Genomic DNA, 15,955 nt, shown 5'->3' with positions numbered 1-15,955 from the left:
AACACCTACACTTTCTCTTTTGTATTTTTACCTAGTAAGCCAGACGGTTTAACAATTAAAATAATGATCAAAATAAGATAAACGACCGCATCTTTAACTAATGAACTGCCATAACCGCTTATCAACGTTTCAATAATGCCAATGGCGAATCCTCCAATCAAGGCACCTGGGATAATCCCAATTCCACCTAGAACGGCTGCAATAAATGCTTTTAAGCCAGGTGCAACACCCATCAAAGGATCAATTGAATTGTAATACATCCCAACTAACACACCTGCCGCTCCAGCTAATGAAGAACCTAAGATGAACGTAAAGGAAATAACATTATCGACATTTATTCCCATCAATCTTGCAGCATCAGCATCCGTACTAACTGCTCTCATGGCTTTACCCATTTTAGTTTGCTTAACAATAAACTGTAATGCCAGCATCAAGATAATCGTTGTTAGAAAAATAGTAATTTGTGATTGGTTTATTTGAATGGTTCCAAATTGATACACTTTTTTTATAATCACTTGTGGGAACGCTCGAACTTGAGGCCCAACAATGTAAATCATACTATTTTGCAATAAAAACGAAACACCGATTGCTGTAATTAAAGCAGCTACACGAGTGGCTTTCCTCAATGGCTTGTAAGCTACACGCTCAATAAGCGCTCCTAATAACGCACAAAAGACCATAGAAATAATGAGCGATGGTATTAAACCTAACTGAAACGTATTGATTGTGGTATACCCGACAAAAGCACCAACCATATAAATTTCACCATGAGCAAAGTTAATTAATTTGATGATGCCGTACACCATAGTATAACCAAGAGCAATTAAAGCATAAATGCTGCCCAGTGAAAGCCCATTGATTAGTTGCTGAATAAAATTTTCCATATGGCTCCTCTTTTCTACTAAATTAAGAAAGATGCAAAGCTACATTCAGCCTGCACCTTTTTTTGGGTTATTCTATTTATTTAGGTTTTACTTCCGCTCCACCAATTTCTTTTCCATCTTGTAATTCAATAACAAAAACGGATTTTACTGGATTATGATTTTCATCAATAGAGAAATTACCTGTAATTCCTTTGAAGTCAGTTACTTTTTCAAGTGCCTTAGCAACGTCTTGAGGGTCTGCACTATCTGCTTCTTCAATTCCTTGTTTTGCTAAGTAGACAGAATCGTATCCCAAGGCAGAGAAAGCATCTGGTTCAGTCTTGTATTCTTCTTTATAAGCTTTGATAAAATCTTGAATTTTCTTTTCTTGATTATTTAAAGAAAAGTGGGCTGAGTAATAAACGTCTGAAACATTTTCTTCGCCAGCTAAGTCAAGCAAGGCTTGGTTACTAAAACCATCGGCTCCTAAAACAGGTTGTTCAATTCCCATTTCACGTGCTTGCTTGATGATTAGACCTGCTTGTTCATAATAGGCTGGCATATAAATAACATCGAACTCTTTGTCTTTAATCCGAGTCAGGATGGCATTAAAATCTGTATCATCAGCTGTGAAGTTTTCGTCAGCGACAATTTCACCTGTATAAGATTTTTTAAAAGATTTTGTTAATCCAATCGCATAATCACTTGAACTATCACCAATGATAACTGCTTTTTCAGAATCTAAACTTGTCTCTGCAAATTCAGCTAATGCTACTCCTTGAAAAGAATCTTGAAATCCAGTCCGAAAAACATACGGTTGAACTTTTCCTTTGCTATCTAATGTTAAGCCATCATCTGTTCCAGAAGGAGTGATCATTGCAACTTTCGCTCTTGTGATTGACGGAGTTGCTGATTTTGTTGCTCCACTTGTTGCAGGTCCTACAATAATAGAAACATTTTCTTGCGTTGCTAATTTTGTGGCTACACTGGCTGATTCTGTTGTGTCAGATTTATTATCTAATTCAACGTACGTTAATTGCTTATCTAAAACGCCACCAGCCTCATTAATTTCTTTAATTGCTAGTTTGACTCCTTTTGATTCTGCTGTCCCATATGCAGAAACAGGGCCGGTTAATTCAAAATTCCCACCGATTTTAATTGCATCTGCATCCTTCGAGTTTGCTTGTGTACCACATGCTGTGGTGAATAATGCCAATGCTGTAAGGCCGACAATTAATTTTTTCATTTAGTTTCCTCCCATATGGTTTTTTAGCTTCTTCTTACAAAATATTATAATTAGATAACATTATCATTAGAATTTAATAAGAAAGGCTAGTGATTAATAGTATAGAATATTCTGACAATTTAAGCAACTGTTAATTACTTTTTTTCTTATTTATTATTTACATTGTTTATTATTAAATAAAAAGACAGAATAGCTACTACATTACAGCTATTCTGTCTCTACTATTATTTTATTTTTGTAAATCATGGCTACTTTTAGTATCTACTATAAATGGTTCACCTTTTTTCATTTGGATATGTCCTGTACTATAAGGTTTGCCTTCCACAGTCAGGTAAACTTCATTTGTATAATAATAACCGCCAATTGTATTTACGAGACTTTGAATGATCAAGGTTTCAAAAGCTGAGCCCGCATTCATTTCAGAGGTCAGTTCTTTTGAAACATCCACATATACATGCCCGTCTTTATTTAAATACAAACTTAAAATCTTAGCATTTTTTGAAAGAACATTTCCAACCTTATCGTTTGGAACTTCTTTGTATGCTTCTTCTATTTTTTTCCTTGTGACATCATTTGTTTTAAAGGTTACTTTTTTATCAACGAAAGACATCGTTTCTCCGTCAGATTCAGGGTAATAAAAACGGATGATTTGGACCAAAGAAGCATCCTTTATTTCACTTAATGTTGAAGTTACGTTGTAACCTTCTGATGCAAACACACTTTTCACTAACCCAATATTAGGCGCATAGTACGCCATTTCTTTATCTTCAGTCCCTTCAGTTGTCACTTCTATTGTCTCAAACGTTCCAACTGGGGTAGTAACAGAAACGTTTATAGCAGTAATGCTCCGAGTACGTTCTCCAATTGTTTCCCAACTAGTTCCAGCTTTGATAGGTTTTTTTATTAAAATTTCTATTTCTTCATTTTCATTAGTCGTTTGTCGTTCAAGGCAGTTTTCTCTAGTATAAATTTCTCCTTGATTTAAAAGAACGATTAATTGATTTTCTTCTAGAGCTAATACCTTCACTACTTCTGTGCCACCATTGTTCGTTCTTGTTTGCTTACGATTGTTTGCTTCATAATCTGTAAAGACATTATAGCTAGCATACTCGTTGCCCTCACCTACGTATACGTATTGTTTATTAGCCGTTTCAGGAAAATAATCGGCTACTTGATTTTCAGTCGTTGTTTCTTTTGCTGTATCTGAACTAGCAGACCTTTCATCATTTGAAGAGCTGCTCATTTCGTTTGAACTCGTTGATTTTTTGGAACGACTATTCATTTCCTTTTGGCTAGATACGGATTCATTAACAGGTGGAGTATCTTCATTAAAAAAACGACAAGAAGATAAAATAAGTCCTAATAATAATAGACTAAATAAGATAGGTATTTTCTTCATTATTTTCCCTACTCTCTTTTTTATTATTTCTTCTAGATACCTTATTGTACCACTCCGTGTAAGCGTTATCTATTCGGAATTTCTAATTTTTACTTTTCAAACTTTTAATTTATGATAGAATAGTAAATTATATACATAGATTCATCCACTAAATAAGGAGGTTATCTGATGACTATTGGAGGTTATACAATTGGTATGCGCACTTTTAAAACTTCTATCGCTGTAGCTATTTGTATACTATTATTTCATTATACTAATCGTGGAGCACCTATGATAGCTAGTCTAGCAGCCATTTTTTCTTTGAGGGAAAATTGGAGAATGAGTTTCAAGTTTAGCAAAAACCGTATTTTAGGTAACTCTATTGGTGCGTTAACCGCAACATTAGTTGTACTCATTCAAAATATATTTGGCGCCCATTTTTTGATTGAAGTGATTGGTGTACCGCTAGCTATTATTTTGATTATTGTAATTTGCGATTTACTTAAAAATAATACGGGAATTATTGGTGGTACAGCTGCTTTTTTAATCATTTATTATACGATACCTGTTGATGATGCGCTTTTGTACACGATTCAGCGTATTTTTGATACATTTATCGGCGCCTTTATTGCTGTTCTTGTTAATTGGCTCATTCCGTACCGCTCGAAAAATAAAATACACTCTTAACTTTTTAGCTCGAGTTCTATTTCCGGTAACATCTAACCAAATCTCCATCTTTCCCGCCTAAAAGTTCTTGTGTTTTGGTAGTAAATCTCTGTATGATAGGAATTATCAGACCTTACTTCTCAAAAAGGTTAAATGAAAAGCGAGTGATTATTTTTGAAAAGTCATTATCGGGTAGGTATGCGTACGATTAAAACAGGAATTGCAGTAGCTCTTTGTATGATTTTCTTTCACTATACAAACAGAGGAACTCCAGCATTAGCTGCCTTGGCAGCTGTTTTTTCTTTAAGAGAAGATTGGAGAACTAGTTTTAATTTTGGGAAAACACGTATTTTTGGAAATTCAGTTGGAGCATTACTTGCAACTGCTTTAGTTTTATTCCAACAGCTACAGGTCATTCATTTCTTCTCGAAGTCATTGGCGTTTCTGTTGGACAAATGCTTGTTATCATTATCTGTGATAAGTTAGATTATCATGCTGGGATAATTGGTGGAACCGCTGCTTATATGATTACTTATTTTACTATTCCTATAAATGCCACATATATCTATGGTCTTAATCGAGTTCTTGATGCTTTGATCGGTAGTGTTATCGCTATTCTAGTGAATATTGTGTTTTCTGCTTATCTCATTCAGAAACTTAAGAAGTTTCGTATTTTTTCTACAAGTTCAATTGAATAAGATAAAAAAACTGGATTTCCTCTTCTGTAGTGACCCCAAATAGTTAGACTTTTAACGGAGTAGTTAATTCTACTCCTTTTTTTGTGCTCTTTTACCTTTACACTATAATTATTTCTAAAAATGGTTTAAACAAAGACTGCTTTTTTATTGTTTAGAGATTAGCTGTGACCTTAGAGACACTCAAGCAGAGTAATCATTAAGGAGTACAGTTTGTTGTTCTCTAAATTGAATAGGGCTCATCCAGTTTAATTTACTCTTCATCCGTTCGTTATTGTAATACTCGATATAACTTTCTATTGCTTGTTTTAATTCATTAAAGCTGCGGTAAACTTCGCCATAATAAATTTCTTGTTTGAGTATTCCAAAAAAATTCTCGATTGGTGAATTATCTAGACAGTTTCCCTTACGGGACATACTTTGAAAAATTTTGTGTTCTTTTAATTTATAGGAGTAGCTTTTCATTTGATAGGCCCAACCTTGATCAGAATGAAAGGTACGTCTATAATGGCAGTTACTTGTAGCTTCGATAGCCTCTTCAAGAGCCCCCATTATTGCTAATGCAGTAGGTCTTTTTGAAATACGATAAGAGATGATCTCACTATTATACATATCTAAGAAAGGGTCTAAATAGAGCTTTCCCTGACGGATAACACCGTTTTTATCCGTCTCAAAGTATTTGAATTCAGTCGTATCCGTTGTGATTTTTTGATGAACTACATTAGTATAGAACCGGCGGTGGATATTATTTTTCGCTATGCGACCAACAGTCCCCTTATACGAACTATACTTACGTGATTTACGAGTATAAGAGTGTACTTGGATTTTTAGCTTTTTAATTAATCGTTGAACTTTCTTTTTATTTACTTTGCGTCCTCGCTTTTCCATCTCTTTTTGTGCACGACGATACCCATAATCCTTATGATCTTTACGAATTTGAAGTAATAATTTTTCATCTTCTTCATCCTTATTAGGCCGATTGAATCTCTTTTGCCAATACATGTAAGTTGATTTTGGAAATTTAAGAACCTCAAGAATTTCTTTTAATTGGAAGTCTCTTCGGAGGTTGTGGATGATTCTTGAGATAACTTCATTTCTAGTCGAGTTTCCTCGCGACGCAACCTCCTCAATTCTTTTAAACAAGCAATCTCAATTTGTAAAGCGCGGTTTTGTCTTTCAAGTTCTTGGATTCGGGTTGTTTCTACTTTATTAGGCAGCTTTTCAGAGATAATGACTTTATCTTTTTTATCAGACACCTTCGGTGGCCTCCCTTGTTGTTTAGAGAGCCTTTGAATACCATAATGACGATATTCCTTTACCCAACGTGTAAGAATAGAAGGATTAGTGATTTCAAGGAAATTCGCTAATTCAAAGTAGGACATCTCTGTAGTTAAATATAATTCTACCGCATTTGTTTTGAATTGAATAGAATAAGAATTATTTTTCCTTTTTCTCATAAGTCCTTCTTCGCCAAACTGTTTATAACTATTAACCCACATACGAACCTGGTATGCGTGTAAAACCCCAAACCTAGTCGCTAGTGTTCCATATCCCCCTTCACCACGTAAATAGGCTTGAATGATTTCTAGTTTAAGTTCAAATGTATATTTTGCCATATGAAAAACCCCCAAAAGTTAGATTTTTTAGGTCTAACTTCTAGGGGTCGGTACATTCTGAGGTCCAGTTTTTTATTTTCCTATTTTTCTTTCATACCTAAACAGAGCGCTTCGCATCTTGGTTTAATTGAGCTTTGAACAACCGTTTCTCGAGAAAAAGATAACCAGTCAATAGGATAAAATGCATCCTATTTGACTGGTTCCTATTTTCTTATCGAAACTAAACGTTGTTCTCAGCATCTTGGTTTAATTGAGCTGTGCGCTCTAGGTATTCGGAAAAAAGATAACTGGCTGTGAGGATAAAAAGCATCCTCTTTGCCATTTCCTATTTTTCTTTCATACCTGAACAGAGCGCTTCGCATCTTGGTTTAATCTACTGATTTTAGGGCTTCTATCATATCTATATTTTTTAATTTGATATGCATGGCGTACATGACGATTCCTGAGAATAGTAATGTCAATAAGCCTGAATAAACAAAACTTAGTAGTTGGATATCGGGGCTAAACATTAACATATCTATTTCCGCAGTCGTTAAGACGAATCCGTGTAGAAGTGCTCCTAGCAAGGATCCTACGGCTATTCCCATGACTGTCAAAATAATGTTTTCTCGATAAATATAGGCTGTTACTTCTTTATCAAAAAATCCTAAAACTTTTATCGTTGATAGTTCTCTAATTCGTTCTGAGACATTTATATTTGTTAGATTGTATAATACTATAAACGCTAATAACCCTGCTGATATAATTAATACCAACGTAACGATTGCTAGACTAGCCATTGTGTCATCTACTGCACCGCTAACTTGTCGTACAAAACTAACCGCTGCAACATTTGGTTGAGCTGTTAGATCGCTACCTAGTTTATCTTCAAAAGATTTATCTTCTTGGTAAGTTAACAATTGTGTATTATATGCTGGCCTTTTTTCAAATAGGTCTTTATAGTATTCTTTTGTCATGAATACGTAATGCCCAGCATAGTTTTCTGCAATTTTTTTGACTTTCGTATCAACATTTTTATTATTTTCATCTTTCAAGGTTATCGTATCACCTGTTTTTAAATCAAATAATTTTGCTAACTTCTCGGTAATGATTACTCCTTCATCAGGTAGCGAATAAACCTCCCCTGATTTTCGATCATTTAGTACAATATATTCTGATAATTGTTCCGTATTTTCTGGAACAAAAACAGTTACATCTTGAGTATTCACGTCTTTTTCCGAAACAGTATAAGCCTCTTGTAATACGTCCATATTATTAGTAATTTTGGTTTGCGAATTGATTAATTCCTGGTATTCTTCTTGTTCTCCTTTAGTTGCATCTACATTAAAAGCAACAATTGCATCATATTGCATCACTTTCCCGTATTGTAAACTTGAAATGTCCGCAATAGAATCAGATAAGCCGAAGCCAGTTAAAATCAATGCTGTACAGCCAGCTACTCCTAAAACAGTCATCAACATCCGTTGTTTATAGCGGAATAAGTTACGAGCTGTAACTTTTTGAATGAAGCCCATCCGGTTCCATATGAATGGAATTCGTTCTAACAAAATGCGTTTCCCTATTTTCGGCGCTTTTGGTCGCATTAAAGTAGCCGCATTACTTTGTAAAGCCACTCTCGTAGCTGCATAGGCCGAAGCTACCGTACAAAGAATGGCAATTAAGAACGAAATTAAGCCATAACTGATATAGTAAGTAATTCGAATATCAGGTAAATTATACAATGAACCATATGCATTAAAAATAACACCTGGAAATACTTGATAACCTATTAATAAGCCAATAATTGTCCCAATTACACTAGCAAGTGACGCATAGACGAGGAATTTTTTAGAGATATCCCAATTGCTATACCCTAAAGCTTTTAATGTTCCAATTTGTAATCGTTGTTCATCTACCATTCTTGTCATCGTTGTAAGAGAAACTAATGCGGCAATCAAGAAGAAAAATACTGGGAACACCTGCGCAATAGCAGATATTCGTTCAGCATTATCGCTGTATTCTTTGTAGCCTGGATTAACCGTACGATCAAAGACAAAATATTCTGGTCTTGCAAGATCAGCTAATTTTTGTTTTGCATCAACTAAATCTGCTTCACCATCTGCAATTTTTTCTATAGCATCTTTCTTTTTCATTTCAAATTCTTTTGCTGCCTTGTCATAATCAACTTGGCCTTTATCCAATGTTTCTTTTGCTTCTGCTAATTCAGCTTCCCCTTTAGCTTGCTCTGTTTTTAATGTTTCTCGACCTTGAGCTACTTGGTTTTCACCTTCGACTAATTCTGTTTCTGCTTCTTGAATCGCTTGTTCACCTGCATTAATTTTTTGTTGATTTTCAGCAATTTCATTTTCACCAGCAGCTAAATTTTCTCTGGCACTTGCTTTTTGTTGTTCAAAAGTTTCTTTGGCTTGATTTAGTTGAACTTGAGCGGCCTCTAATTCAGCTAATTTACTCTTTACCTCAGGTTCGCCGGCTTGAACGGCTTTACTTTGTTCATTCAGTTCAGCTTGACTTTGTTTAATGGTCTCTTTGCCTTTGGCTAACTCATTCTCAGTTGCTTCTATTGTTGCCTTACCTTGATTAATCTCTGCTTGTTTGGCTATTAAAGCTTTTCCACTTTCAGTAATCGAGCCCGTAAGCTTGGCTAATGATGCTTTTATTACTTCTGCTGAACCAGCGTTACCAGTAAATAAATCTGTCAGTTGTTGTTGTAACGCAGTCCCAAACATCTTATCTGCTTCTTGAGCTCTTATAAGCGCCTCAGTTTGTTCATTCTCTGTAATAGAATCGACTGATTTTTGAATTAATTCTTCAAAGTAACCAACCAATGCATTCCCATTTTCAATTTCTAGTTTGGCTTGGTCCAGCTCTTTTTGATCTTGTTCAAGTTGTTGCTTTTGATTTGACATTTGTTTTTCGCTTTGATCGATTTCATTCAATTTAGCATTTATTGTTGTTTGTGCCTCTTGAATAGCTTGCTTGCCAGTTTCGATTTCTGCTTTAGCTTGATTAACTGCTTTAAAACCTTCATCTAGTTTTTGTTGATTAGTAGCTAATTCTTTTTCACCAGTAGCTAGTTCGGCTTCTGCTGATTTCCTTTGCTCATTGAATGATTGTTTAGCCTTATTTAATTCAGCTTGCCCAGCTGCTAGATTTTCTTTTTGATCAGCTAATTCTTTTTTGGCATCTTCAATTTTTTCACTATTTTTATTGATCTCAGCTTGTGCGTCGCTGATTTCTTTTTTGAAATTTTCAAGACCTTCTTCGTAATCTGCAAAACCTTGTTTTAATTCTGTTTGAGCTTCGTCTAATTTTATTTGTCCATCTGCTAATTTTTCTTTTGCTACATCGACTTCTTTTTGGCCTTTATCTATTTCAACTTGTGCTTCTTTTTGAATACTCTCTAGTCGATTTTGTGGTAATTCTTTTGTCATATTTTCAATTTCAGATTGGTACTCATCAACTTTGTCTTCATATTCTTCTGAATAAGCTTGTAGTGATTTTGTATCTGAAAAAGTTAAGTAAGCTTCTGTATAAACATCCAGATCAAAATTTTTCTCTGGTATAACTGCAAATCCATCTAACGACCCTTTTCCTACTGTGCTGTTTCCTCTAGTAAAATTTTCAATGTATTGTGGATTGTTTACAAATCCTACTACTTCATAACTTGTAGTCGTTAATTTTTTAGATAATGGATTTTCTTTATCATCTGTTGACAACTCAATTTGATCTCCAACAGAATAATTTGAAGTGTATTCTCCTGTTGCATCCAAAGCAATTTCGCCTGATTTACTAGGCAATCTTCCTGATACTATGGCGTACTGATTTGATTCTTCGGCACCATTTTCAGGATAACTAAAAACTTTTGTAACTAATCCACTGTCTTCTAGAATGACATCTTGACTGTACGCACCGCGCACATTAGCATTTTTCACTGATTTAAGCTGCTTTATATCGTAATCTTCCAAACCATAAGTAGACACTACTTTGAGATCCATCAAGTTTTTATCCCGATAGTAATGATCTGCTGTATCAATCATGTCAGGGCCGGTCGCTTTAATTCCAGCAAAAAAAGCGACTCCTAAAGTGATAATCGCGAATATAGAAAGGAAACGAGCTTTGGATTGCCATATCTCCTTAAAAATATCTTTCCATAATGCTTTCTTTTTCATATTATCTCCCCCCTACCATTCGATATCTGCTACAGCTGTAGGGTGAGGGTTCAATGTTGTTTTACGTACTTTAGCATTATTAATTTCAATTATTCGATCTGCCATTGGTGCTATAGCTTGATTATGTGTAATAACAATAACGGTCGTCCCTGTATCAACACAGGTATCTTGTAGTAATTTCAAAATTTGTTTACCCGTTTCATAGTCTAAGGCGCCTGTTGGTTCATCACAAAGCAATAATTTGGGTTGCTTTGCTAGCGCGCGAGCAATGGCAACCCGCTGTTGTTCGCCTCCCGATAATTGTGCCGGAAAATTATCTAAACGCGCACCTAATCCAACTTCACGCAAAACCTCTTCAGCATCTAATGCATTTTTTGATATTTCTGCTGCTAATTCAACATTTTCTTTGGCTGTTAAATTAGGAACTAGATTATAAAATTGAAAAACAAAACCTACATCATCACGTCTGTATTTCGTTAGCTGTTTTTTATTAAACTGAGCGATATCTACTCCGTCTACTTTAACTTGTCCTTCATCGGCTTGATCCATGCCGCCTAAAATATTCAATACGGTTGATTTTCCGGCTCCACTAGGACCAACAATAACAGCAAATTCACCTTGTTTAATTTCAAAAGAAATACCATCATTGGCAGATATAACTGTATCTCCCATTTTATAACGTTTATATTCTTCAATAATTTCTACAAAAGCCATCTCTACATCCCTACATTTCTATTGTTCATTTTTGTAATGAAGGCAATTATAGCATAAAACCAGTTAGAAAAATCACTATTGTGACTTTTCTAACTGGCTTCGCTATTTCTTTATTATTTCTTAATTATTTTTTTATCAAAACCGATAAATTCTCCTATTTAGTATTCATTTGTATATTCGACGAGTTATTTATTTTTCATCTCGAACTTGTCCATTATGAAAGACTACTTTACAAGCTCTTCACTGTCTCACCAACTGATGAATTCACGAAATTAGTGTTAACGCTGCCATTAAGGCGATTCTAATAAATTTTGTTAAAAGTATCGTCACAATAGACATTTAGCAGCTTGCAAGAAAAGCTACACCTAATTCAGGAGCTGATTAAAAAATAAAATAGGCAGAATATCTGAATCACTCGTTTTTCTTATCGAAACCAATCGTTGATCTTCGCATCTTGGTTTAATTGAGCTGTGCGCTCTAGGTATTCGGAAAAAAGATAACTGGCTGTGAGGATAAAAAGCATCCTCTTTGCCATTTTCTATTTTTCTTTCCTACCTAAACAGAGCGCTTCGCATCTTGGTTTAATTGAGCTGTGCGCTCTAGGTATTCGGAAAAAAGATAACTGGCTGTGAGGATAAAAGGCATCCTCTTTGCCATTTCCTATTTTTCTTTCATACCTAAACAGAGCGCTTCGCATCTTGGTTTAATTGAGCTTTGAACAACCGTTTCTCGAGAAAAAGATAACCAGTCTATAGGATAAAAGGCATCCTATTTGACTGATTCCTATTTTCTTATCGAAACTAAACGTTGTTCTCAGCATCTTGGTTTAATTGAGCTGTGCGCTCTAGGTATTCGGAAAAAAGATAACTGGCTGTGAGGATAAAAAGCATCCTCTTTGCCATTTCCTATTTTTCTTTCATACCTGAACAGAGCGCTTCGCATCTTGGTTTAATTGAGCTTTGAACAACCGTTTCTCGAGAAAAAGATAACCAGTCAATAGGATAAAAAGCATCCTCTTTGACTGATTCCTATTTTCTTATCGAAACTAAACGTTGTTCTCAGCATCTTGGTTTAATTGAGCTGTGCGCTCTAGGTATTCGGAAAAAAGATAACTGGCTGTGAGGATAAAAAGCATCCTCTTTGCCATTTTCTATTTTTCTTTCATACCTAAACAGAGCGCTTCGCATCTTGGTTTAATTGAGCTGTGCGCTCTAGGTATTCGGAAAAAAGATAACTGGCTGTGAGGATAAAAGGCATCCTCTTTGCCATTTCCTATTTTTCTTTCATACCTAAACAGAGCGCTTCGCATCTTGGTTTAATTGAGCTGTGCGCTCTAGGTATTCGGAAAAAAGATAACTGGCTGTGAGGATAAAAAGCATCCTCTTTGCCATTTTCTATTTTTCTTTCATACCTAAACAGAGCGCTTCGCATCTTGGTTTAATTGAGCTTGCTGTGTTTGTGGCCGTATAAGAAATAGATTGCTAGTCCTAATGTGACCCAGATGATAAACATAAGCCAAACGGATAGGGATAATTGAGTCATCAGATACACACAGACTACGATGGATAAGATTGGGAAGAATGGAACCCATGGAACTTTGAATTCTCCTGGTTTTGGTTGTCCATATTCTTTTCTTAATTTCAGAATACCTGCTGCTATAATAACAAACACCATTAAAGTAACAATATTGGTTACTGCTGCTAACTGCTCTAAAGGAATGATCCCTGCTAGTATTGCTGAAAAAACCCCTACTACTATCGTTGCTTTATAGGGTGTTTTAGTTTTTTCATTTACATGACTAAGGCTAATAGGCAACAAACCATCTCGACTAATAACATAAATTAAGCGTGCTAGCCCATATGTCATAGATATTAAAACCGTTAACAATGTTAAAATAGCTCCTACTGAAATCATACCGGCAATTAAGTCTTGTCCAATAAATCTCATTGCAAAGGCTACTGGATCTTTCACATTTAATTGCGTATAAGGGACTAAGCCAGTTAACACAAGTGTCACTCCAATATATAAAATAGTGGCAATGCCGAGTGACCCAATTATTCCTCTTGGTACATCTTTTTGTGGATTCTTCACTTCTTCAGCGGCTGTACTGACTGCATCAAACCCTAAAAAGGCAAAAAAGACAATTGCTGCACCTGAAGTCACACCTTTTAATCCGAATGGCATAAACGGTATCCAGTTAACTGGCTTTACGTAAAACATCCCAATTAAAATGAATAAGGCAATTAAACTAAACTTTACAATGACCATCACATTATTTAATTGCAAAGCTTTTTTTGCTCCTTGTGCTACTAAGTAGGTCACCAGTAATGTAATAACTATAGCAATAATATCAACGTAAGTTCCGTTAGCTTGGTTATAAGATGCTCGTAAAGCTTGTGGGAAATTGATACCTAAGCCTTCTAAAAATCCATGAACATATCCTGACCAGCCAGAAGCAACCGATGCATTGGCTAATAGGTATTCACAAATGAGTAGCCAACCGACTAACCAACCAACTATTTCGCCAAATATTGTATAAATATACCCATAAGCTCCACCACCAATTGGTACCCTGGAAGCAAATTCCGCATAACATAAAGCTGATAATGTACACGAAAATGCTGCAATGACAAACGAAATAATCAAGGCTGGACCTGCTGTATTTGCAGCTGCTGTACCTGTGATTACAAATATTCCTGTTCCAACAATTGCTCCTAATCCTAATAAAATTAAATCAAATGTTTTCAATTCTTTTCTTAATAATGACTTTGCAAGTGATGCTGTATTCAATGGTTTTTTACGAAAAAGCTTCATTCTTCAACCTACCTGTCTTTTATGATTTCAAATAACCTAAAACAATTCCACCACTGATGACTAATAAACAACCTAAAATGATGTATTTAAATTCGCGTTTTGATTTAGTTTCTCCAAGAAACCATATTCCACCTAATGTAGAAATAATGATGCCCATTTGTGACAGAGAAAAACTAACAGCTAATCCGATTGCTTTCATAGAAATGAGCATAAAGATATTTCCAACACCCCAGATAAGACCTGTAAGAATGTTTCGTGCAGTGTAGTGATTCCAAATTTTTTCTTTTCTAGAAAATAGCAAGGCACCTATTACCATCCCTATCGATTGTGGCAAAATAACCGCTAAGGCATCTACTCCTGAAGCATTAATAATAATCGTATACGTAGCGTACCCTAGTGTGGATAAGGCTAAAGTTTTCATCCAAGCTTTTTTTACTGAAATGGCTTCATTACCTGAATCTTTTTGATCTGTTATTGTCGTAAGTCGAACGCCTATAATCAACAATGCCAATGCAAGGACTCCTAAAAAAAGGTCTCGACTACTTGTCCATTCGCGAAACAATAAGACTCCTGCTAAGGTATTTGCCATCAGTTGCAGCCCAGTAGAAACTGGCAATGTATTCGATACACCCATCAATTTCATTGATTTAAATTGTTTATTTTGACCAAGTGTCCAAAATAAACCTGATATTAATCCAACAATCATAATTTGCACTTCAAAAGCAGGTTGATATACTATATAAGCACCTATTGCAAAGACGAAGGATCCAATTGTCATTCCTAAAGTTTGCTGCTGTGCCGTTCCGCCTAACTTCCCACTTACTAACCCAATGCTGCCCCAAGCAAAAGCTGGAATTAGCGCAATTAAGACCTCCATGATAATCCTCTTTTCTATTCTTTTTTCTTTCAACTGCTCTATCATAACAAGGATACACGGTATTCTACAACATATAAATGCTTTCACTACTTTTTTTTACTAGATACATGGAATTGATTGTCAAAATGTGCTAAGCTAAACAAATCAATTTGTCCAATAGAAAAGAGGAATAGTCATGACAGATTACGATGTAATCGTAGTTGGCGGTGGCACGAGTGGTATGATGGCAGCTATTTCAGCGGCCGAAAATGGTGCTAAAGTTGCCGTCGTCGAAAAAAATAAAACCCTTGGTCGTAAGTTGCTTGTTACTGGCGGAGGTCGGTGCAACGTCACCAATAACCGTGATAAAGAAGAAATTGTTGCACACATCCCTGGAAATGGTCGTTTCCTTTACAGCGCTTTTCATCAATACGATAATTACGATATTATAGACTTCTTTCGCTCAAATGGCGTTAAACTAAAAGAAGAAGATCATGGTCGAATGTTTCCCACTACTGATAAGTCTCGAACGGTTTTAGAAGCTTTGATTGTCATAATGGATAGATTGTCTATTGCTATTTATACAGATGCACCAGTTGAAACTATCTTGTTTGAGGATAAAAAAGTAACGGGATTGATTCTTAAAGACAACCGTGAATTATCTGCTAAAAAAATCATTCTTTCAACTGGTGGACGAGCTATGCCTAGAACTGGTTCAACAGGTGATGGGTACAAGTGGGCTAAGAAAGCTGGTCACAGTATCAAACCTCTTTACCCAACAGAAGTCCCTGTCTTATCAGATGAACCTTTTATTGAAGATAAAACCTTACAAGGACTTTCTCTGCGAGATGTGACTTTAAGTGTGATGAATAAAAAAGGAAAAAAAGTCATCAGCCATCAAATGGATATGATTTTCACTCACTTTGGTATTTCCGGAC

12 protein-coding genes are annotated in these 15,955 nt (G+C 35.5%); 4 read left to right on the top strand and 8 right to left on the bottom strand.

Annotated features, from left to right (window positions below; all coding sequences use genetic code 11):
• Window positions 1-5: 5 nt before the first annotated feature.
• The 3 genes from BR44_RS00060 to BR44_RS00050 form a co-directional block, all read right to left on the bottom strand.
• Window positions 6-884, bottom strand: a complete 879-nt coding sequence (locus BR44_RS00060; RefSeq protein WP_034549512.1) for a branched-chain amino acid ABC transporter permease — start codon at window positions 882-884, stop codon at window positions 6-8.
• Window positions 885-960: 76 nt separating this feature from the next.
• Entirely contained in the window at window positions 961-2,109 is a 1,149-nt protein-coding gene (locus BR44_RS00055; RefSeq protein WP_034549508.1) for an ABC transporter substrate-binding protein, read from the bottom strand.
• 229 nt (window positions 2,110-2,338) lie between these two features.
• Window positions 2,339-3,508, bottom strand: coding sequence for a GerMN domain-containing protein (locus tag BR44_RS00050; RefSeq protein ID WP_034549505.1), 1,170 nt, complete (start codon window positions 3,506-3,508; stop codon window positions 2,339-2,341).
• Window positions 3,509-3,676: 168 nt separating this feature from the next.
• Here BR44_RS00050 and BR44_RS00045 point away from each other — a divergent pair, with 168 nt between their 5' ends.
• From BR44_RS00045 to BR44_RS11750, 3 genes are all read left to right on the top strand, one after another.
• Window positions 3,677-4,174, top strand: coding sequence for an FUSC family protein (locus tag BR44_RS00045; RefSeq protein ID WP_034549502.1), 498 nt, complete (start codon window positions 3,677-3,679; stop codon window positions 4,172-4,174).
• Window positions 4,175-4,351: 177 nt separating this feature from the next.
• Window positions 4,352-4,639, top strand: coding sequence for an aromatic acid exporter family protein (locus BR44_RS11755; protein ID WP_245592898.1), 288 nt, complete (start codon window positions 4,352-4,354; stop codon window positions 4,637-4,639).
• Window positions 4,609-4,851 (top strand): aromatic acid exporter family protein, encoded by a 243-nt coding sequence (locus BR44_RS11750; RefSeq protein WP_245592897.1) that lies wholly within the window; start codon window positions 4,609-4,611, stop codon window positions 4,849-4,851. The genes BR44_RS11755 and BR44_RS11750 overlap by 31 nt, the downstream gene beginning before the upstream one ends.
• Window positions 4,852-5,031: 180 nt before the next feature.
• On the opposite strand, the gene BR44_RS11200 is transcribed toward BR44_RS11750, so the two are convergent.
• The 5 genes from BR44_RS11200 to BR44_RS00010 all read right to left on the bottom strand — a co-directional run bounded on the left by BR44_RS11200 (window position 5,032) and on the right by BR44_RS00010 (window position 15,038).
• A protein-coding gene (locus tag BR44_RS11200) for an IS3 family transposase (protein ID WP_425393555.1) occupies window positions 5,032-6,464 on the bottom strand; the annotation gives its coding sequence in 2 pieces (ribosomal slippage) (window positions 5,032-5,990 and window positions 5,990-6,464; 1,434 coding nt in all).
• A 368-nt stretch (window positions 6,465-6,832) separates the two neighbouring features.
• Entirely contained in the window at window positions 6,833-10,633 is a 3,801-nt protein-coding gene (locus BR44_RS00025) for an ABC transporter permease (RefSeq protein WP_034549492.1), read from the bottom strand.
• A 12-nt stretch (window positions 10,634-10,645) separates the two neighbouring features.
• Window positions 10,646-11,347: an ABC transporter ATP-binding protein gene (locus tag BR44_RS00020; protein ID WP_034549489.1), complete on the bottom strand. Its 702-nt coding sequence runs from the start codon at window positions 11,345-11,347 to the stop codon at window positions 10,646-10,648.
• A gap of 1,437 nt (window positions 11,348-12,784) precedes the next feature.
• Complete coding sequence (locus BR44_RS00015) at window positions 12,785-14,161, bottom strand: amino acid permease (RefSeq protein WP_034549486.1); 1,377 nt, start codon at window positions 14,159-14,161, stop codon at window positions 12,785-12,787.
• A gap of 19 nt (window positions 14,162-14,180) precedes the next feature.
• Window positions 14,181-15,038, bottom strand: a complete 858-nt coding sequence (locus BR44_RS00010; protein ID WP_034549484.1) for a GRP family sugar transporter — start codon at window positions 15,036-15,038, stop codon at window positions 14,181-14,183.
• Between the two features lie 175 nt (window positions 15,039-15,213).
• Here BR44_RS00010 and BR44_RS00005 point away from each other — a divergent pair.
• Window positions 15,214-15,955 (top strand): aminoacetone oxidase family FAD-binding enzyme (locus tag BR44_RS00005; protein ID WP_034549481.1); only part of this gene is annotated, 742 nt, incomplete at its 3' end.

It is taken from the genome of Carnobacterium funditum DSM 5970 (assembly GCF_000744185.1).
Classification (GTDB): domain Bacteria; phylum Bacillota; class Bacilli; order Lactobacillales; family Carnobacteriaceae; genus Carnobacterium_A; species Carnobacterium_A funditum.
This window is presented reverse-complemented; position numbering and strand designations above follow the sequence as displayed.

Excerpts from the sequence above, each read along its gene's own strand:
- BR44_RS11750 (WP_245592897.1), top strand. The coding sequence starts at position 4,609 with ATGCTTGTTATCATTATCTGTGATAAGTTAGATTATCATGCTGGGATA.
- BR44_RS00015 (WP_034549486.1), bottom strand. The coding sequence starts at position 14,161 with ATGAAGCTTTTTCGTAAAAAACCATTGAATACAGCATCACTTGCAAAG.
- BR44_RS00055 (WP_034549508.1), bottom strand. The coding sequence starts at position 2,109 with ATGAAAAAATTAATTGTCGGCCTTACAGCATTGGCATTATTCACCACA.
- BR44_RS00045 (WP_034549502.1), top strand. The coding sequence starts at position 3,677 with ATGACTATTGGAGGTTATACAATTGGTATGCGCACTTTTAAAACTTCT.
- BR44_RS11755 (WP_245592898.1), top strand. The coding sequence starts at position 4,352 with ATGCGTACGATTAAAACAGGAATTGCAGTAGCTCTTTGTATGATTTTC.
- BR44_RS00025 (WP_034549492.1), bottom strand. The coding sequence starts at position 10,633 with ATGAAAAAGAAAGCATTATGGAAAGATATTTTTAAGGAGATATGGCAA.
- BR44_RS00020 (WP_034549489.1), bottom strand. The coding sequence starts at position 11,347 with ATGGCTTTTGTAGAAATTATTGAAGAATATAAACGTTATAAAATGGGA.
- BR44_RS00050 (WP_034549505.1), bottom strand. The coding sequence starts at position 3,508 with ATGAAGAAAATACCTATCTTATTTAGTCTATTATTATTAGGACTTATT.
- BR44_RS00010 (WP_034549484.1), bottom strand. The coding sequence starts at position 15,038 with ATGGAGGTCTTAATTGCGCTAATTCCAGCTTTTGCTTGGGGCAGCATT.
- BR44_RS00060 (WP_034549512.1), bottom strand. The coding sequence starts at position 884 with ATGGAAAATTTTATTCAGCAACTAATCAATGGGCTTTCACTGGGCAGC.